Origin of the sequence: Hymenobacter tibetensis, assembly GCF_022827545.1 — a bacterium.
Classification (GTDB): Bacteria; Bacteroidota; Bacteroidia; order Cytophagales; family Hymenobacteraceae; genus Hymenobacter; species Hymenobacter tibetensis.
Genome location: NZ_CP094669.1, coordinates 3,546,947 through 3,566,361, shown reverse-complemented (window position 1 = coordinate 3,566,361; position 19,415 = coordinate 3,546,947). Strand labels below are relative to the sequence as shown.

Annotated in this window: 13 protein-coding genes; 5 read left to right on the top strand and 8 right to left on the bottom strand. The window is 56.9% G+C overall.

Going from position 1 to position 19,415, the window contains the following annotated elements:
• Positions 1–290 precede the first annotated feature (290 nt).
• From MTX78_RS14210 to MTX78_RS14200, 3 genes are all read left to right on the top strand, one after another.
• Positions 291–3,155 (top strand): glycosyl hydrolase, encoded by a 2,865-nt coding sequence (locus MTX78_RS14210; RefSeq protein WP_243795428.1) that lies wholly within the window; start codon positions 291–293, stop codon positions 3,153–3,155.
• Positions 3,156–3,334: 179 nt separating this feature from the next.
• Positions 3,335–3,649, top strand: coding sequence for an L-rhamnose mutarotase (rhaM, locus tag MTX78_RS14205; protein ID WP_243795426.1), 315 nt, complete (start codon positions 3,335–3,337; stop codon positions 3,647–3,649).
• Positions 3,650–3,953: 304 nt separating this feature from the next.
• Positions 3,954–5,387 carry a glycoside hydrolase family 28 protein gene (locus MTX78_RS14200; protein ID WP_243795418.1) on the top strand — a complete coding sequence of 478 codons (1,434 nt, stop codon included), beginning with the start codon at positions 3,954–3,956 and terminating at the stop codon, positions 5,385–5,387.
• An 82-nt stretch (positions 5,388–5,469) separates the two neighbouring features.
• Here the strand turns inward: MTX78_RS14200 and MTX78_RS14195 are convergent, their stop codons facing one another.
• Entirely contained in the window at positions 5,470–7,335 is a 1,866-nt protein-coding gene (locus MTX78_RS14195; RefSeq protein WP_243795416.1) for a serine hydrolase domain-containing protein, read from the bottom strand.
• Between the two features lie 291 nt (positions 7,336–7,626).
• Between MTX78_RS14195 and MTX78_RS14190 the strand changes: the two genes are divergently transcribed.
• Together MTX78_RS14190 and MTX78_RS14185 are read left to right on the top strand one after the other, a co-directional pair.
• A complete protein-coding gene (locus MTX78_RS14190; protein WP_243795414.1) occupies positions 7,627–8,673 on the top strand; it encodes a sensor histidine kinase in 1,047 nt (348 codons plus the stop codon).
• Positions 8,624–9,391 (top strand): LytR/AlgR family response regulator transcription factor, encoded by a 768-nt coding sequence (locus MTX78_RS14185; RefSeq protein ID WP_243795401.1) that lies wholly within the window; start codon positions 8,624–8,626, stop codon positions 9,389–9,391. Before MTX78_RS14190 ends, MTX78_RS14185 begins: the two co-directional genes overlap by 50 nt.
• Before the next feature lie 320 nt (positions 9,392–9,711).
• Here MTX78_RS14185 and MTX78_RS14180 read toward each other — a convergent pair whose 3' ends face one another.
• The 7 genes from MTX78_RS14180 to MTX78_RS14150 form a co-directional block, all read right to left on the bottom strand.
• Positions 9,712–10,278, bottom strand: a complete 567-nt coding sequence (locus MTX78_RS14180) for a LutC/YkgG family protein (RefSeq protein ID WP_243795394.1) — start codon at positions 10,276–10,278, stop codon at positions 9,712–9,714.
• On the bottom strand, positions 10,275–11,648 hold the full coding sequence (locus tag MTX78_RS14175) for a lactate utilization protein B (protein ID WP_243795391.1): 1,374 nt from the start codon (positions 11,646–11,648) through the stop codon (positions 10,275–10,277). Before MTX78_RS14175 ends, MTX78_RS14180 begins: the two co-directional genes overlap by 4 nt.
• Positions 11,645–12,385: a (Fe-S)-binding protein gene (locus tag MTX78_RS14170; RefSeq protein ID WP_243795389.1), complete on the bottom strand. Its 741-nt coding sequence runs from the start codon at positions 12,383–12,385 to the stop codon at positions 11,645–11,647. Before MTX78_RS14170 ends, MTX78_RS14175 begins: the two co-directional genes overlap by 4 nt.
• A 265-nt stretch (positions 12,386–12,650) precedes the next feature.
• Positions 12,651–13,979 (bottom strand): FGGY-family carbohydrate kinase, encoded by a 1,329-nt coding sequence (locus tag MTX78_RS14165; RefSeq protein WP_243795387.1) that lies wholly within the window; start codon positions 13,977–13,979, stop codon positions 12,651–12,653.
• Positions 13,980–13,992: 13 nt separating this feature from the next.
• Complete coding sequence (locus MTX78_RS14160) at positions 13,993–15,273, bottom strand: TIM barrel protein (protein WP_243795384.1); 1,281 nt, start codon at positions 15,271–15,273, stop codon at positions 13,993–13,995.
• Positions 15,274–15,694: 421 nt separating this feature from the next.
• Positions 15,695–16,786 carry a GntR family transcriptional regulator gene (locus tag MTX78_RS14155; RefSeq protein WP_243795382.1) on the bottom strand — a complete coding sequence of 364 codons (1,092 nt, stop codon included), beginning with the start codon at positions 16,784–16,786 and terminating at the stop codon, positions 15,695–15,697.
• A 435-nt stretch (positions 16,787–17,221) separates the two neighbouring features.
• Positions 17,222–19,330, bottom strand: a complete 2,109-nt coding sequence (locus MTX78_RS14150) for a bifunctional aldolase/short-chain dehydrogenase (protein WP_243795374.1) — start codon at positions 19,328–19,330, stop codon at positions 17,222–17,224.
• Positions 19,331–19,415 lie beyond the last annotated feature (85 nt).

Below are 19,415 nucleotides of genomic sequence, written 5' to 3'. Positions count from 1 at the left end.
TTCCCCTCAGATGAGGAGAATAGAGGCAATTGATTAACGCCAAAACAATCTACAGGAACGTCATGCTGAGCGCAGTGCAACGAAGCCGAAGCATCTCGCTAGTGTGGTAAACCCTAACGTTTGCTCAACGATTCGAGCGAGATGCTTCGGCTGCGCTCAGCATGACAAATAGTTTGGCAACATCCGCAACGAGCAGTCAACCACCCCAAATGCCTCCTCATCTGAGGCAAGTTAGTCTTCTAACTTCTTGCCATAGTCTGTATTGCAATGAACTCTCGTCTTTCTGACTTATGAAAACACCACTCGCTCTTTCCTTGCTTTTCGCCGCTGCGCTAACACAACTGCCCGCCCGTGCGCAGGCACCCGCCTGGCCTGCAATCACGCAGCAAACCAAGCCCTGGACGCGCTGGTGGTGGGAGGGGAGTGCCGTCAACAAAGAGGACCTGACGCGCTTGCTCACGCAGTACCAGCAAGCCGGGTTGGGCGGGGTGGAAATCACCACGATTTACGGGGTGAAGGGTGCAGAAAACCAGTTCATCAACTTTCTGGAGCCGAAGTGGATGGACATGCTTACGCACACGCTCACGGAAGCAGGTCGGTTGGGCATGGGCGTAGACATGGCGCAGGCGTCCGGCTGGCCGTTTGGCGGGCCGTGGGTGACGCAGGAAGACGCCTGCAAGTACGTGGCCTCGCAAACCTACTCGCTCAAGGGCGGCGAGCAGCTGAAGGAGCCGGTGCGCTTTGTGCAGCAGCCCATCCTGCGCGTTATTGGTCCGCGGGTTGATATCAAGCAGCTAGTAGAGCCCATCACCAAGAACCCGGATCTGCAACTCCGCGCCTTCGACCAGGTGCGCTTCGAGAAGCCGCTGCCGTTGCAGGCTCTGATGGCGTATTCCGATAAGGGCCAGACGCTGGATCTGACCAGCAAAGTAGCCGCCGATGGCAAACTGAACTGGACTGCCCCGGCCGGTAACTGGACGCTTTACGGCGTGTTCCAAGGCTGGCATGGCAAGATGGTGGAGCGCGCTGGTCCTGGTGGGGAAGGCGACGTAATCGACCACTTCTCGAAAACCGCCACCGACAACTACCTGCGTTATTTCGACCAAGCCTTCAAAGGCCGCGACGTGAAACCCGTCCGGGCGTTTTTCAACGACTCTTATGAGGTAGACGATGCCCAAGGCGAGAGCAACTGGACGCCGCAGCTGTTTGCTGAATTTCAGAAGCGCCACGCCTACGATTTGCGTCAGCACTTGCCGGCGTTGTTTGGCAAGGCTTCCGAGGACGAAAACAAGCGCGTGCTCTCAGACTACCGGGAAACTATTTCCGAACTGCTGCTCGAAAACTACACCAAGACGTGGGCCACGTGGGCGAAAACGCATGATGCGCTGATCCGCAACCAAGCGCACGGCTCGCCCGCCAATATCCTGGATTTGTACGCCGCCACCGACATTCCCGAAACGGAAGGGCAAGATTTGGTGCGCATCAAATTTGCTTCGTCGGCGGCGCACGTAACGGGTAAGCCGCTCACCTCGGCAGAGACAGCCACGTGGGAAAACGAGCATTTCCTGACCAAGCTCAGCGACGCGAAAAAGGCCTTGGACCGGATGCTGCTCGGCGGCGTCAACCACACGTTCTACCACGGCACCAACTACTCGCCACAAGCCGCTGCGTGGCCCGGCTGGATTTTCTACGCGGCCGTGCATTTCAACCCCAACAACTCGTTCTGGCCCGATTTCGGCCAACTCAACAAGTACGTGGCGCGTTGCCAGTCATTCATGCAAGCCGGCAAGCCCTCCAACGACGTGCTGGTGTACCTGCCCATGTACGATGCCTACGTGCGGCCCGGCAAGGTGCTCTTGCAGCATTTCGACGGCATCGACCACGGCTTCAAAGGCATGCCCATCGAAGAAACCAGCGCCACCCTCCTCAAGCGCGGCTACGGCTTCGACTACATTTCCGACAAGCAATTACTAGATGTGAAAGGTGTGGGTAGCACGCTGCAAACCGGTGGCGCCACCTACCGCACCGTTCTGGTCCCCAACGCCAGCCTGATGCCGCTGCCCACCTTACAGCAGCTCGTGAAGTTGGCGCAAGGCGGGGCCACCATCGTGATGGAAGACCAACTGCCCGCCGACGTGCCCGGCCTCGGCAGCCTCGACAGCCGCCGCAGCGCGTTCCGCAAGCTGCTGGCCCAAGTCAAGCTGGCCCCCGGCAAGCAAGCCGGCGTGCAGCAGGCACAAGTGGGCAAAGGCCGCATCTTGGTTGGTAAAGACGTAGACCAACTGTTGACGCAAGCAGGGGTGAAGCGCGAAAAGATGGTGGATACGGGCTTGCAATTCGAGCGCCGTCGCCACGCCAAAGGGCACTACTATTTTGTGGCCAACTGGAGCGACAAGGCTATCGACGGTTGGTTGCCGCTGCAAACCGCCGCCAAATCAGTAGCCCTCTACAACCCCATGACCGAAAAGCTCGGTATGGCCTCCATCCGGACTGCCGCGGAGGGAATGCCGGAAGTGTACGTGCAGTTGGCTCCCGGCGAGTCATGCATTCTGGAAACCAACGAAGCCGGCACCACCGGCCCGGCCTATGCCTACGTGAAGCCAGCCGGTGCCCCGCAGCCCATCAACGGCACCTGGAAGGTGGCCTTCGTATCAGGTGGGCCGACGCTGCCGGCGCCGTTGCAAACGCAGAAGCTGGACTCCTGGACCACGATGGCTGGCGAAGCGGGCCAGAAGTTCTCCGGCACTGCTACCTACACCACGTCCTTCCCCGCGCCGCAAGGCACTGGCACCGGCTGGCTGCTCGACCTTGGCCGCGTGGCGCAGAGTGCCCGCGTGCAACTCAACGGCAAAGAACTCGGCACGCTCATCGGGCCAGTTTACCAAGTGTATGTGTCCAAAGAGCAACTGCAAGCCACCAACAGCCTGACCGTGACGGTTAGCAATGGCATGGCTAACCGCATCATCGACATGGACAAGAACCACGTCGAGTACAAGAAATTCTACAACGTAAACGTAGCCGCCCGGCTCAAGGAAAACCGCACCCCCGAAGGCCTGTTCACCGCCGAAAAATGGACGCCGCAGGAGTCGGGCCTGCTAGGTCCCGTAACCTTGACGCCCACTGCCTCCGCCACGCAACCTGCGAAAGTGCAGTAGTTAATAACCCACTATACGTCATGCTGAGCTTACCGAAGCATCTCGCGTGCTGAGGTTGGCATACTAATCTGGTGTCAGCACGCGAGATGCTTCGGCAAGCTCAGCATGACGCTCTTAGAAAGTGCTAGAGCACTAACTTTCCTGAAATCCGCCGCGTCCACTCAACCTCACCCAACCATATGGAAGAAGTAGCCTTTACCATGCAACTCAAGCCCGGCAATGTAGCCGAATACCAACGGCGGCATGATGAAATCTGGCCGGAACTGTCGGAGGCGTTGGAAAAAGCTGGTATTCGAGATTATTCCATCTACCTCGCCCCGGAAAGCGGCACCCTGTTCGCCGTGCAAAAGCGCACCCCCGACCACACCACCGACCAACTGCCGGGTTTGCCAGTCATGAAACGCTGGTGGGACTACATGGCCGATCTGATGGACACCAACCCCGATAACTCTCCTGTGGCGAAACCCTTGCAGCGAGTGTTCCACATGGACTAAAATGCGTTTCCGCTATTTCTACAAATGCGAGGAATATAGGCCAGCTCATAGAGCAGAATAGCTTGGAGCTTCACCTTAATTGAAAGTAGAAATTTCAGCGTAAAAAAACCTTTTAGCAGGAGAGTGCGGGACAGTTCTACGGAAGTAATTAGGCAGATTTGGAATGTGAGTGAAGTACCTTTTGACTGACGCGTGGCGGAACCGGGAATTGCGGCCGTGGGAATCCGTCTTGCCCAACCCTGCCACGCGTCACGTCAAAAGAGGTAGCTTCAGGAAAGTTACGTTTCCTCCATTCCGGTCCTATATGCTAAAGCCCATCCTTTCGCTGCTGTTGCCGCTGCTCGCTTGGATGAGCTCGTTCACGGAGCCCGTACCGCAACCTTCTACCGCCGCCGCTGATCCAGCTTGGGTTAAGCAAGTAGGCGCCAAAACCACCCCTTCCAGCAAAACCATCTTCGCGGCCGGCAAGTACGGCGCAGTAGCCGACGGCAAGACCCTCAATACGCAGGCCATCCAGAAAGCCATTGATGCGGCCGCCAAAAAAGGAGGTATCGTTACGTTTGCGCCCGGCGAGTACCTCACTGGCTCTATTTTCCTCAAGAAAGGTGTCACGCTGCAACTCGATAAGGGCGTCACGCTGCTTGGCAGCCAAGACCTCAAAGACTATCCCGAGCTGCCTTCGCGTGTGGCGGGCGTTGAAATGGTGTGGCCCGCCGGCCTCATCAACATCCTCGACCAAGACAACGTGGCCATTACCGGTCAAGGCACCGTCGATGGGCAAGGCAAGCCCTTTTGGGATAACTATTGGAGTATGCGCAAAGACTACGACGCCAAGGGTTTGCGTTGGATTATTGATTACGACGCCAAGCGCCCGCGCACGCTCATCGTGGCCAATTCCTCGAACGTGAGTCTGAAGGGCATCACTCTGCAACGCGCCGGGTTCTGGACGGTCCACATTTTGTATTCCAAGAACGTTACTGCTGACGGTCTGATCGTGCGCAACAATGTAGGCGGCCACGGCCCCAGCACCGACGGCATTGACATCGACTCGAGCAGCTACGTGCTGGTGCAGAACTGCGATATCGACTGCAACGACGACAACTTCTGCCTCAAGGCCGGGCGCGATTCGGACGGTCTGCGCGTGAACCGGCCCACCGAGTACGTCATCATCCAGAACTGCGTGGCCGGTGCTGGTGGGGGGCTGTTTACGTGCGGCTCCGAAACGTCGGGTGGTATCCGCCACATCATTGCCCGCGGCCTCAAGGCGAAAGGCACCAAATGTGGTATCCGTCTTAAATCGGCTACCAACCGGGGCGGCATCGTGGAAGACATCCTAGTGGAGGACATAGAAATGGAGGCGGTGCGCGTGCCCATCATCATGACCATGAACTGGAACCCGACCTACAGTTATTCTGCCCTGCCCGCTGGCTACACCGAGAATACGCTGCCCGAGCACTGGAAGAAGATGCTTGCTACGGTAAGTCCTGAGCAAGGCACGCCGCACTTTCGCAACGTAACCATCCGCAACCTGCGCGCCACTGCTGCCGACGAAGCTATTTCGGCCGAGGGGCTGCCTACCTCGGTGCTGGAAAACTTCACCCTCGAAAACATTATGATTACCAGCGCCAAAGCTGGCAAAATAGACCACGCCAAAGGGTGGAGCGTGAAAGGCCTCACCATCACGGCGCAAAACCAAGAGCCCATAGCGGTGCAGAACAGCGCCAGCATGAATTTTTAAAGTGAAGTGAAGAATAAGGCTAGAGAAGCGGCTTCCACTTGGAGGCCGCTTCTTTTTTGCGCCAGCTGCCGGTTACAGTCAGCTACCATGCCCACACCCGCGCGCCCACGAAGCCGTGCACGAGCAACCAACCAGCCAGATAGGCAAGGCCGAAAGTGGTAAAGGCAAGCAGGTGCCTTGTCCAAGGGTTACCAAGGCCTTTCCAGTGCCGAAGCAGAAGCACAATTTCCACCGCTACCAACACACCAAAAAGCATAGTGCCCACGAAAATGGTGAGCGTGGTTAGATTGACGGAGGCAAAGGCAAAAAAGTCTTGATCCGGCTGCAACAACAGTTTCAGGGCTGCCGCCAGGGCTAGCGTAGCCGCGACGGGCAGTAGATGCAGGAACAATTGCTTACGCGGCAACTTGCCTCGCAGCACCTGAACTAACCCCACAAGCCCAATGAACACCGATGCAGCTAGTGCAAGTACACTCAGTGCCAGCAACGCTTGCTGCACCCGGACCCAAGCCAAAGAAGCAGGTTGGTAGTAAGTGTCATCAATAATTACTGTTTGCACACCCGCAGCATCAGTGCCCATCACCACAGTGGGCACCGCTTGGTGCATACTGCGAAACAAGTGCGGCCCTTCCGCTACCAACGTATCGGGGCCGCCTCGGCCGTGTAGCACCAGTTGGTTGCCAGACCGCTGCAAACTGATGCCTTGCGTGAGGCGCTCGATAGGGGAGAACCGCTCGTGCGTGGAGTTGCCAGGCTGGTAGTAGCCGCTGTAGGTTTCCAACGTGGTTGGTGCGGGTACCACGGCTGGTCGGCGCGGCGGCTCTGGTAGATTTCGGGTCACAAAATCAGCTACTAACCGTTCGATGCGGCCTCCGTTGTAACCGCCGTTGAGGGCCAGCGCAAAGCCAATGCCGAGCTGACGGTTGTACTGAAAAGTGGCATTGGTGCCCACCAACGCACCACTGTGGCCCTGAAACGACGCCTTGGGCAATCGGAACGTATGGTTGCCTAAGCCGTAACCGGAGCGCAGGCCGAGACAGGAAGCCAACGTGCTGTGCACCGTTTCCATTTCTTGCAAGTAAGAAGCGGGCAGCCAAGGTGTGTTGTCAAGCTGCCAGTCGTTGAGGTAGAAACGGAGGAATCGGGCCATATCGTCGGCTGTAGAGGTAAGGGCGCCGTCGGCTCCATTGCCTTGCAACTCGAAAAACGGTACGGGTATGGCTCTGCCATCCTGCATCAGGTAGCCGTGCGCCTGCGTGCTTGATGCCTCTATGTGCCGCGCAAAGCTGGAATGGCGCATACCGAGTGGCTGCAACACGTGGCGGGTCAGGTATTGGTCCCAAGGCTCCCCCGACAGCTTTTCTATCAGGTAGCCAAGCACGATGTAGTCCGCGTTGGAGTAGGCCATCCGCTCACCGGGCCGCCAGCGCGAAACCAACTGCGGCTGGTAGAGCTTCACTGCTTTTAGTCCCTTTAACTCAGGGCCGGAAACACGAAACGTCTTGTTCAAATACACATCATCGAAACCGGCCGTGTGTTCCAGCAAGTGCACTACCTGCACCGGGGCAATAGCTTCCCACTGGTTCACAACGCCTATTTCCGGGGCTATGACGCTGAGTTTATCGGAGAGATGCAGCTTGCCTTCGTGCAGGAGGTGAAGGATGCCTAGCGCCGTGAAGTTCTTGGTGACGGAGCCCATGCGAAACCGGGTTGCGCGGGTCACCTTGGCTTGCGTTTGCAGATTGGCGTAGCCAAAGCCTCCGACAAACAGCACCGAGTCTTTGGTGACAATGTTTAGCATCAGCCCCGGAATTCGTTCCTGCTGCATCACCACTTCAATGCGCTTTAGTAGTTCAGGTAGACTTCGGGGTGTTTCGTTGGGTGGCGGGGTTTGGGCTGCTACCGGCAGACAAAAACTAAGTAGCAGCAAGAGCAACAGGTGTTTCATAGGAATTGGCGGAGAACAGTAAAGGCAGTGTCAAGCGCCGTGGGCTGGCTCTTAGCCAACTGCGCCACTTGCTGGCGCAAGGTGCGCTTGCTTCTCTGCCTGCAGACCACAAATCCGCCAACGGGTCTGTTCCCACCGCCAACTCGCTTGTAGCTTTATTGGTAGTCGCGCGGCTCAACGTTTCACTTAGGTAGTGGCGGGGAGTTTTGGGGTGTTGGCGGGAGTAGAGGCCACCGTGTACGCCGATTTTCCTAGTTTACTTGTCGAAGCCGCTACTCAGTTCGCTCGCCCATGATGCGCCGTCGTCTCCTACTCAACCATCTAGTTTTTTGGACGCTATTTGTGAGCGTATCGGTGGTCTTTGACACCATTGCCCGCAACCAGGGTGCCTTCAGCTTACAGTTGTATTTGCGGCAGTTCACCGACTTGTTTAGCATCGTGAAACAAGGACGGGTACTGTTCACCTTTTACCTCAGCCTATGGGTGCTCACCCGCTTCTTTTACCCGCGGCAGTTAGGTGTTATCTTCCTTCAGATTCTGCTGCTCGGGGTTTTTGACTCTGTTCTTGGCTACATGTTGGAACAGAAAATAATAGGCCCACTAACCGGCCAGTGGTTCAGCCCACCGGGTACCCCCATTCTTGGGTTCACTCTCCGCGACCTTACCACGAGTTGCCTCTACGTACTACTAGCTTTCCTCTTCAAGCACCTGCGCGACCATTTCCGCACCGAGGCCCTGCAACATGAGAAAAACGCCATCGAGCTAGCCTACCTGAAGTCGCAACTCAACCCGCACTTCCTCTTCAACACGCTCAACAACCTCTACGGCCTAGCTCTCACCGAGCCCGAACGCACGCCTGATGTGGTGCTGAAACTCTCGGAGCTAATGCGCTACGTGCTTTACGAAAGCAACGAAACCTACGTGTCGTTGCCACAGGAAATAGAATATTTAAGCAGCTACATCAGCTTAGAGAAGCTGCGGCACGAAGGTCCGGTTTACGTAGATTTCACGGTGGTCGGGCCCGTAGATGGGCAACGAATTGCGCCCTTGTTGCTAATCAGCTTCGTGGAAAACGCCTTCAAGCATGGGGCCGTTACCAATGCCGATTGTCCGATTACCTTGCATCTGTCGGTCGTTGGCAGCCAGCTTACCTTCATGACGCGCAACCAAATCGTGCGCAAAAACAAAGACCAAGTGGGTGGCATTGGCTTGGCCAGCGTGCGGCGACGGCTGGCACTACTTTATCCAGGCCAGCACCGGCTGGCAGTCAGCCAAGAGCACGATGTGTTTGAATGCGCCCTACAACTCGATACGCACGTTCTTCAACCCGTTTCCTAACCCGACCACCATGCGCCTCAACGTGTATGCTATCGACGACGAGCCTCTGGCGCTGCGCGTCATCACCACGCATGTCAAGCAGTTGCCGTTTCTGCACCTAGTAGGCATCACCACCGATCCGGTGGCCGGATTGCTGCGGGTGAAGCAAGGCGACATCGACCTCGTATTCCTGGACATCCAAATGGCCCAACTCACCGGGCTGCAATTCCTGCAACTCCTCGGCGACCAGTGTCGCGTCATCCTCACCACCGCCTACGCCCACTACGCCCTCGATGGCTACGAATACGCCGTGGCCGACTACCTGCTTAAACCCATTTCTTTCGAGCGGTTTTTGAAGGCGGTACAGCGCGTACATAAGCAACTAGAGCAACTAGCCGAGCAGCCTTCAACTCCCATACCAGCCGTGCAACCGAAGTGCCTGTTCGTGAAAACCGACCAACGGCTCGTCAAGGTTGACTATGATGCTATCCTCTACATCGAAGGAGGCAAAGACTACACCACCATCGTCACCACCACCGAAAAGCTGCTCACCGTCAGCAGCCTATCGCACCTCGCTGACAGCCTGCCTCACCCGCAGTTCCTACGCGTGCACAAGTCTTACATCGTAGCCCTCGACAAAATCTCGGTAGTAGAACGCCAGCGCATCTACTTAGACAAGGCCATAATCCCCATCGGGGACACCTACCGCGCCGCTTTCGCCAAAGTCGTAGCCAGCTAGCAGCATTTGGCGCAGTACAAGTCACGTTAAGTCTACCAAAGCATCCTACCCTAAAAATTGCGCTAGATTATAACTAGTGTCTCATAGCTAGTTCTCAGATGAGGGTTTAAGGGGATGCTGCTAGAGCTATCCATAAGAACGTCATGCTGAGCGGAGCCAAAGCATCTCGCGTGCTAGCGTTGTGGTGCTATTGATTTTACCACCCTACCAAGATGCTTCGGCTCAGCTTAGCATGACAGTTACTTGGGTATATAAGCCCCTACAAGGCGAAACACACTAGTACTACTAGTACTAAATACCCTAGCGCGTAGTTCTGCCTCCTAATACAGCAGCACTACTAAGCTCCGTGCGCCGTGCGCGCCAATCACCAAGGACTGCTCGATATCCGCCGTCTTAGAAGGGCCGGCTACAAAGGCTCCGTAGCCACCAGTAGAAGGCAACTGTTCATAGGCCTGGTGCATGGTCGCTACGATGCGCCGGTGGTCGAGGACCAGTACTAAGTGTTGGGTGATGGTGGGTAAGGCGCGGTGCAGCATATTAGCCTCTGGTAGCCAGATACAGCCGTTTTCTGCCACGCCCATTTCACCAGGCAACACTGCTAAGTCAACATCAGCCAAGACTTCCGTAGAAGTCAACGCATCCACAAGCACGGTGCCCGGAAAGAGGGGAGAGGCCGAAAGCCGAGACTCCGGATACAACTGCTTCAGCACCGGCTGCAACTGCTCTGGCCCATCGATCCAGACCACTTGGCCGCCGATGCTGGTCAAAACTTGCGTGAACCGCTCAGTGGAATCGTCGCCGCCAAAATCGGGGACGGTGGGCAGAGGTTTTTCGTCGGGTTTGTTGGCGCGGGCGGCGGCCAGGATTTTTTCGCGTGAACTGCTCATGCGGGAGTATTGGCCTGTTGTTGATACCACTCGCGGAAGCTTTGCTTGGGCGGGGTTGGTAGTTCCCGGGCCACGGCCCACACGTTGAAGTGCCGGGCGTGGGTGAGGCTGTAGGGGAGGTACTTGATGCCGTGTCGGGCCAGCTTGCCGCCCACCCCAAACGCCTTCGGACTAGTTAGTAAGCGCCCCATGAGCTTCATGCTCCACTTCTTGGAGGCCGGTATTTCGTTGGCTTCGCCGAGCACTTGCCGCCACTTGTAGAGCTGCGTGTGAATGTCAATTTTGACCGGGCACACGTCGGAGCAGGAGCCGCACAACGTGGAAGCAAACGGCAACGAGCTGTGCTTCTTCATGTCGATGTTCGGCGACAGAATGGCCCCGATGGGGCCGGGCACGGTGAAGTCGTAGGAGTGGCCACCACTGCGCCGGTACACGGGGCAGGTGTTCATGCAAGCGCCGCACCGAATGCACTTCAGCGAAGCCCGGAAATCGGGTCGGCCGAGCTGCTTGGTGCGCCCATTGTCCACGATGACGATGTGCATCTCCTTACCGGCTGCGGGCTTGGTATAGTGCGAGGTGTAAGTGGTAACGGGCTGACCTGTAGCGCTACGAGCCAGCAGGCGCGTAAACACCGCCAAGTCGGAAAGCCGCGGAATCAGCTTCTCGATGCCCATGGCCGCAATGTGCACGTGCGCCAGATTCACGCCCAAGTCGGCATTGCCTTCGTTGGTGCACACCACCACGCCACCGGTTTCAGCCACCGCAAAGTTGACGCCCGAAATAGCTACTTCCGCCGCCAAAAACCGGGCGCGCAAGTGCTGCCGGGCAGCTTCGGTAAGAACTTGCGGATCGACTTCGCCTTTGGCCGTACCGAGGTGCTTAAAGAACGTCTCGCCGACGTCTTCCTTCTTTAAGTGAATGGCGGGCAGCACCAAGTGGCTCGGCGCTTCGTCGCGCAGCTGAATGATACGCTCGCCCAAATCGGTGTCCACCACCTCGATGCCGTTGCTTAGCAGATGTGGGTTCAGGTGGCATTCCTCGGTCAGCATCGACTTGCTCTTCACCACCCGCGTGGCGTTGTGTTGCCGAATAATATCGAGGATGATGGCGTTGTGCTCGGCCGCATCGGCAGCCCAATGGATGTGCACGCCGTTGCGCTTGGCTTGTTCCTCGAACTGTTCGAGGTAGGTATCCAGCTTACTCAGCGTGTGGTCTTTGATTTGAGAGGCCAGCTCGCGCAGGTCCTGAAACTCAGGGACGGCGTACACGGCTTTGTCGCGCTTGGCGCGCACAAACCAAAGGGTTTCGTCGTGCCAAGTGGTACGGTCAGCATCGCCAACAAATTTGGCGGCCCGGGTAGCATGGTTCATGAGAGGGTGCCGTTAAGTATTTCGGCGGCGTGCAGTACCCGCATCGGCAACTGCCGGCGCCGCACAATGCCTTCTAGGTGCATAAGGCACGACATGTCGCCGCCGGTGAGGACGGTGGTGCCGTTGCGTTCGTGGTCGGCCACTCGATCTTGGCCCATGCGGGCCGAAATAGCGGCTTCCGATACGCAAAACGTGCCGCCAAAGCCGCAGCATTCGTCGTTGCGGTCAAGCTCCGTTAGCTCGATGCCGTTGAGCGAGCCAAGCAACCGGCGTAGTTGCCCGTCGCGCACCGGCGTTATCTCCGATTCGTTGGCTTGATGCAAGCCACGTTGGCCGTGGCAGCTTAGGTGCAAGCCCACGCGGTGCGGAAACGTGCCGGGTATTTCTGTTACGCCGAGCACAGTGGTAATGAAATCAATTAGGTCATAGGCGGACGTGCGCACTTGCTGCACGGCAGGGGTTTGCTCTAGCTTGTCGAAGTGTTTGCGCACATGGTACACACAGCTACCCGAGGGCGCTACCACGTAGTCGTAGTCGGAAAAGGTATCGACGTAGTGCCGGTAAATAGGCAGTGCATCCTTCTCGCAGCCGCTGTTGGCTAGCGGCTGCCCGCAGCACGTTTGCGCGGCCGGAAATTCTGCCTTCACGCCCAGTTTCTCCAAGAGCTGCAACGACGCAATGCCTACCTGCGGGTAGAACTGGTCGACGTAGCACGGCACGAATAAGGCGACTTTCATTTGTAATGGGTAATAGGTAAAGAGGTAACAGAAAACACGAGAAAACGATTATACTGAGCTTCAACCTAGCATACTCGCCTCATAAGAACTTCATGCTGAGCGGAGTCGAAGCATCTCGCTCGCCTCGTTGAGTTAGCATTGCAACCTCAGCACGCGAGATGCTTCGACTCCGCTCAGTATGACGGGCTAGTTTGGCAGCGATGCAAGCGAAATGCTTCAATAAATACAGCAAGACGTTTTTTTACTATCCTGCAATCAGCAATCATCAAGTAAACAGCAACTGAGTTTTCTTCCAGGCTTCTCCTTGCTCTAGGTGTACTAGGGCACCAAGGGCAGTGGCTTGCGGCACTTCCAAGGTCCGGATTTCGGCGCCGGGGAAGTTCCAGCTCAGGGTTTGCATGAACAACGGGTTGCGCGCAAAGCCACCATCGACGTAGATGATTTTCTCGCCCTGCCATACCAGGTGAATGGATTCGAGCAGCAGGTTGATGAGGCCGTGCATGAGGTGCTGATACGCATCGGAAGCGGTGCGGAAGCCGGTGATGTCCCACTCGGCGGCGGGCCGGTCGGGGAAGGGGCCGGTGCCGGCCATGCAGGCTGGCTGGAAGCTGGCCGAGGCTTCGTCGTAGGGGCGGGCCAACACGAGCGAGCGGTAGAAATCTGGCTTTACGTGGAAGTGCTTGGCAATGCGGTCCACCTGATAGTCGTGCTCCCGGCCCAAGAACACGCGGGCGGCGCGCATGGGCTGGCCACCGGGCGTGAGGAAGCTCAGGCTGTCGCGCCGCAGCAGCTCCGGCGTGAGAGGCTGGCTGTTGAACGGGTTGATGGTCACCGACCAGGTACCCGTCGAAACCAAGACAAACGGTTCATCGGTTTCGGCCAAATAAGGCATCACCGCGGCAGAACTGTCGTGCAAACCAACGCCCACCATGATGCCGTCCACCACCGAGGCAATAGAGTCTTTGGTGAGCGGCGCTAACTTCTCTTCAATACCCTCGCGGCGCACCCAATCGTGGTACTGTCCCCGCTCGAAATCCCACAGGTTGGTGTGACAGCCCACCGAGGTATAGTCGCTGAACTTCTCGCCCGAAATCAGGTACGACAGGTACTGCGGCAAATGCAACGACGTGTGAATATGTGCATACTGCTCCGGTTTGGTATGTTTCAGCCAATACAATTGCAAGCCCGAGTTGAGCATACCGAGTTGCGGCGAGCAGGCTTCGGCCGCAAACTCTTCCGGCGACTGGTTTAGCATGGCGTAGAAGCTCTCCAATACTTCCTCAGGCATCGGCTTGAGGTAATTGTAGAGGGGCAGCATCGGCTTACCATCCGCATCGAGATGCACAAAGCTGGCCCCGTACGCCGTGAAGTTGACGCCCTTCACTGTGTAGTGCGGGTGGTTGCGCAAAATCTTCCAATGGTCCTCCACCCACTGCGTCAGGCGCGGTAGGTGGTCGCACACAAACCCATCATCGTCAATGGAATCGGTACAGATATGTTGGTTCTCGTCAATAATCTGCCGATCCTCATCGAAAAGGATCAGCTTCTTATTGGTTTTGCCGATGTCGAATACCGCGTAGACAGACTTTTTCATCGCCGTGCTTAGCTTAAAGACCAGTGGATAAACTGAGTTTGCCGCGCTGCTGAATCAGCTGCTCCCGGATGCCAGCGGCGCGGTAGGCCGCCACTGGCCGGAGCGCTCCACCCGCCCGGCGGTACGCTTCGGCTACCAGCGGCCGAACGTCTAGCAGGAAGGCATCGCGCATGATTTCCTCGGCCCGAACTACGTCGTTTTTCTCTTGGGCCTCATACAAGGCCGTGCGGTCAACGAGCAACGCTTTAGCGTAAGCACTCAGGATGTTCTCCACCGATTGCAGCAAGTCCTCGAGCGGATCTTTCACGTTGTGGCTGGCGTCAATCATGTACGCCACCGTCGGGTTAGTCACGGTCTGGTCGCGGGCGGCGTCTACTAGTTCGTTGAAGATGAGGAACAACTGGAATGGCTTGGTGCTACCGGTCGTCAGGTCATCGTCGCCGTACATCGAACCATTGAAATGGAAGCCCCCGAGGCGCCCGAACTGCTGCAAGCGCCCCACAATCTGCTCGATGTTAGTGTTGGGCAAGTGGTGCCCCAAATCAACCAGTACATTGGCGTTCTTGCCCAGCGACTGGCACAGCGAATAGGAGGTGCCCCAATCTGGAATCACCGTGGAGTAGAAATTGGGCTCATAGGGCTTGTACTCGATGAGCATGTTCCAGTCGGAAGGCATGGCCTCGTAAATGGCCGCCAACGACTCTTGGGTGCGTAGGTAGGCGCGGCGCAAGTGCTGCTGGCCCGGGAAGTTAGAGCCATCGGCCAGCCACACGGTCAGGGTTTTGGCGTTCAGGGCCTGGCCGTGCCGGATGCAGTCGATGTTGTGCTGAATGGCCTGCTGCCGAGCCCCGGCTTCAGTGTTGCTCAGCGAGCCAAACTTGTAGGAATAATGCTGGTCTTTTTGGTCTTGGAAGGTGTTGGAATTCACCGAGTCAATCACCAATTTCTGCTCGCTCAGCTGCTGCTGCAAGCCCGCAATATCCTGCGGAATATCCCACGGAATGTGCAGCGAAATAGAGTTGGACGAGCCATTAAGCTGATGGAGCAGGCCTACGTCGTTGATTTTCTCTTCTAAGTTGCGCGGCTCCCCACCCAACGGAAACCGCCCAAACCGTGTGCCGCCCGTACCAAGCGCCCAACTCGGAATAGCCACCTGAAAATCGATGAGCTGCTGCACCACTTGCCCGGCGTCCACCTGACGGCGCGCCAGCAGATCGGTCAGGAAGTTGAACTGCAACTGATGTTCTTCCAGCAACGGCTGGTTGAGGTCTTGAATGCGGGATTCGGAAAGCATAAAGGTCGAGGTTTGGGAGGCAAGGCTCTCCGGTCAGCTGCAAGCCGACCAGTTTGTTTCCCCTCCAAGTGGTGGAAGCTTTATTGATACAAGCAAATTAGTTGGGCAACCCCTGCCGAACTGTTCTGAACTCTCCTGTCTATCGTGTTTTTTATAAGCAAAATCGGAAGTAACTCCACGTTGCTGCCCTTGCCCACTCAGCAGCTAGGCTGTTCAACGTACATGAAATGATGGGGTGTCTGACGTTCCGTTACCAGACAAGCACGAAAGCGCAAGTGCCCCTGTGTAATGCGAAAATCCGCTCTGCAACGAGGGGTGGGAGCAATGAGTAAGCGCCAACTGGAGCATTACCCGATACTCGCTGCACTCGTTGCAGAGCGGATTTCGCTGACTACGAAAGGTGGCTGCTCAGGCCAGTATACTACAAGGAGCCGCGGCGAATGGTATAAAAGGGGTTCTTCACTTTCACGCGCTGCTTGTCGAGCAGGAGGGTGGCGGCGGTGCGGCCCATGGCTTCAAAATCGGTGGTGATAACCGTCATGTTGAGCAGCTCCTTCAGCGGAGTTTCGTTGAACGAAATAATGCCCACTTCACGACCGAGCAAGTAGCTGGTTTGGCGCATTTTCTTAACCAGTTCCACCAAGTCGGTTTCCCGAATCACTACGTAGGCGGTTCCTACTTGCAGCACTTCGTTCATGGCGTTTTCCACTACGGCAAACGTCTTGTTGTGCAGCAGGCAGAACGAGCGGAAACCCCACGGCAATTCCTCGGGGTGGTTGGCATCGTTCGGCAGAATCAGCACCAGGCGCGAATACTTTTCTAGCAGATCAGCCGCGTTTTCCAGGGCGTTGAAAATGTCTTTGTCGAAGTCCTGGAACACGCGCAGGCAGTCGTGCTTTAGCTCCGGAATATCCTTGTCGAGCAGCACGAGCTCCTGCGAGGGAATTCTGTTGAGAATGTTCTGATACGTGGCTTTTTCGGTGTCGAGGGTGAAGTGCGGCATCACCACGTAGTAGTTGTATTTGCCAAGGCTTTTCTCGATGATTTCCTCGAACAAATGCACGTTGTAGTGGTGAATCTGCAGGTCGACGGTGGCTGCTTCACCCAGGGCTTCCAGGAAAGCGTAGTAGATGATCTTCTTGTAGGAGCTGAGTTTGTTGAATACCAGCAGAATTTTGAGTTTGGTCGTGTCGCTGGCCTGCACGTAGTAGCCCTTGCCCTGCACCGACGTAATAAAGCCTCGCTCACGCAGTTCGCGGTACGCTTTTTCCACGGTGTCGCGGGCAATGTAATATTCCACGCTCAGCTCGCTGATAGAAGGAAGCTGGTCACCATTCTTCAGCAAACCCCGCTCGATATCCGTTATCACCGACTGCACAATCTGTTTGTACTTCGGGGTCTTGTCCTGGGGCTTCAGTTGTAGCTTATAGAATTCGGGAGCTACCAGCAACTCTCGGTTCTCGGCCAGACCGATACTGGGGTTTCGGTCGCGGGAGGCAGATTTGTAGATCATGGTGGAAGGAAGAAATAGGTGGGAATTGAGGGGCAACAACTGCCAAACACCGGCGCGGCTCTGGAATTATCTGTAATGCAATCGATTGATATAAGAGAAGCCTAGGGCGGTGACAGCATCTTGGATCTGCCGCGTCGCGAACCGCAAGGGCGGAAGCGGAAGGATTCCAAGTGGTTGAAAATACTGAAAAAAGCTCGTTTGAACAGTTAGAAAGCCAATTTTTCCTGGTAAAAATCACCGGGAACGTTGCCGACGCACCGGATTTTAACTTGGTTCAAGAAGCTACACCTCCTAAACCAAAAGAACCTGACGAACTATAGTTCGTCAGGTTCTTTGAGGTGGCAACTTGTACTGTGAGAATACTGTCCGTGCGCTAGGGGCGCATTCTTACACCTATCTAGCTCGAAACAAGCGGCTTGTGCAGCTCGAAGCGAATTAGCGGACGAAGGCCATGGCTACGCCGCCATCTACGTTGAGCACGTTGCCGGTGCTTTTGCTCAATGAGCCATCCACGAATACGCGTACGGCCTTGGCAATATCTTCGGAGAGCAGCTCCTCGCCGAGCAAGGTGCGCTTGGCATAGTGCGCGGGCAGCTCTTCTACCGAGATACCGTAGGCCTTGGCCCGACCCGCGGCCCAGTCGCCTTCCCAGATCTTGGAGCCGCGCAACACGGCGTCGGGGTTAACAGTGTTGACGCGAATCTTGTCGGCGCCGAGTTCGGCGGCCAGCAGGCGGCTCATATGGAGCTGCGCGGCCTTGGCCGTGCCGTAGGCTACGTTGTTCGGACCGGCTACCAGTCCGTTCTTGCTGGCAATGTTCACGATGTCGCCGCCTAGGGCCTGCTGGCGTAGGATGGTAACGGCCGCTTGGCTGACCAGAAATTGGCCTTTCACCAGTACATCGTTGAGGATGTCCCAGTCGGCCTGGGTGGTGTCGGCTAGGGGCTTGCTGATGCTAAGGCCGGCACAGTTGACGATGATATCAACGCCGCCGAATTGCAGGACGCTCTGGCGCAACGACTCGGCGATGCTGTCGGCATCGGTCACGTTGATGGCCGCGCTCAGGGCGCTGTCCTTCCCGAATTTCTTGCGCAGTTCGTCCTGCGTTTCTTCCAGCCGGTCGCGGTCCACGGCTACCACGCAGGCGCCGAACTTAAGCAGCTCCTCGCAGATAGCTTTGCCGATGCCACCGGTGCCGCCGGTCACGTAAGCCACCTTGCCCGAAAGAGCTTTAGGTGGGGCCATGCGCTGAAGCTTGGCTTCTTCCAGCAACCAATACTCGATGTTGAAGGCTTCCTGTTCGGCCAGACCCGTGTATTCGCTCACGGCCTCCGCGCCTTTCATGACGTTGATGGCGTTGGTGTAGAACTCGGCAGCCACGCGGGCGGTCTGCTTGTCTTTGGCGAAGGCGAACATGCCCACGCCGGGCCACAGGATGATTACCGGGTTAGCGTCGCGCATAGCTGGCGAATTAGCGTGCTTGCTGCGCTCATAGTACGCGGCGTAGTCCTGGCGGTAGGCCGCAAACTGCTCCTCCAGATACGTTTTCACGCTAGCTGCGTCGCCTTGCATCACGTCGGCGTCGAGCACGAGCGGACGAATCTTGGTGCGCAGGAAGTGGTCGGGGCAAGAAGTGCCTTTCTGCGCCAGGCGGGGCAGGTCGTTGGAGTTAACGAACTCGAGTACGCGGGCGTCGTCGGTGTAGTGGCCGAGCATACGGCGCTGGCTGCTAGCCAGGCCGCGCAGCACGGGCATTACGGTAGCCGCTTGCTGACGCCGCTGGGTGGCATCTAGGGTCTGCTCACGCTTCACGCCGCCGAACACGGGACCCTTCTTGCCATAGTTGGCTTCCAGGTAGGTGGCGGCTTGCTCGATAACTTCAAGCGTGTTGAGGTAGCAGGAATAGGAGGTTTCGCCCCACGTAAAGAGGCCGTGGCCGCCGAGGATAACGCCGCGCAGGTGCGGGTTGTCGGCTACGATTTTCTCGAGTTGCAGGCCTAGGTCGAAGCCTGGCTTCTGCCACGGCAACCAACCCATCGTGTCGCCCCAAATCTCGTGCATGATTTGCTCGCCGTCTTTGCTGGCAGCAATGGCAATCAGGGCATCGGGGTGCAGGTGGTCGATGTGCTTGAAGGGCAGCAAGCCGTGCAGTGGCGTATCAATAGAAGGCGTGGCGCACTTGGGGTCGAAGAGGCAGTACTCGAACAAGCCCACCATCTCGTCTTCGTGGGCTAGGCCGCGGTAACGATTTTTGAGCTGGTGCAGCTTTTCAACGTAGAGGTTGGCGCAGCCGGCTTTGGTTAAGGTGCCAATGTCGCCGCCCGAGCCTTTCACCCACATCACCTCGGCCGCTTCGCCCGTGACGGGGTTGGTTTCCTGGATTTTGCAGGAGGTGTTGCCTCCGGCGTAGTTGGTCAGGCGCAAGTCAGCGCCGAGCAGGTTAGAACGGTAGAGGAAGAGGGCCACTTCGTCGCCGCCGAGCGCCAGCGCCTGGGCCTCATCCCAGAGGTAGCTCACGTGCTGAAAGGTTAGCGTTTTTTCCATAGTAGTGCTTCTGTGAATTTACCAGAAAACAATAATTGAGTGCTTTTAAACAAATTACGCTTGTATATAGAAGGACAACCTCCTG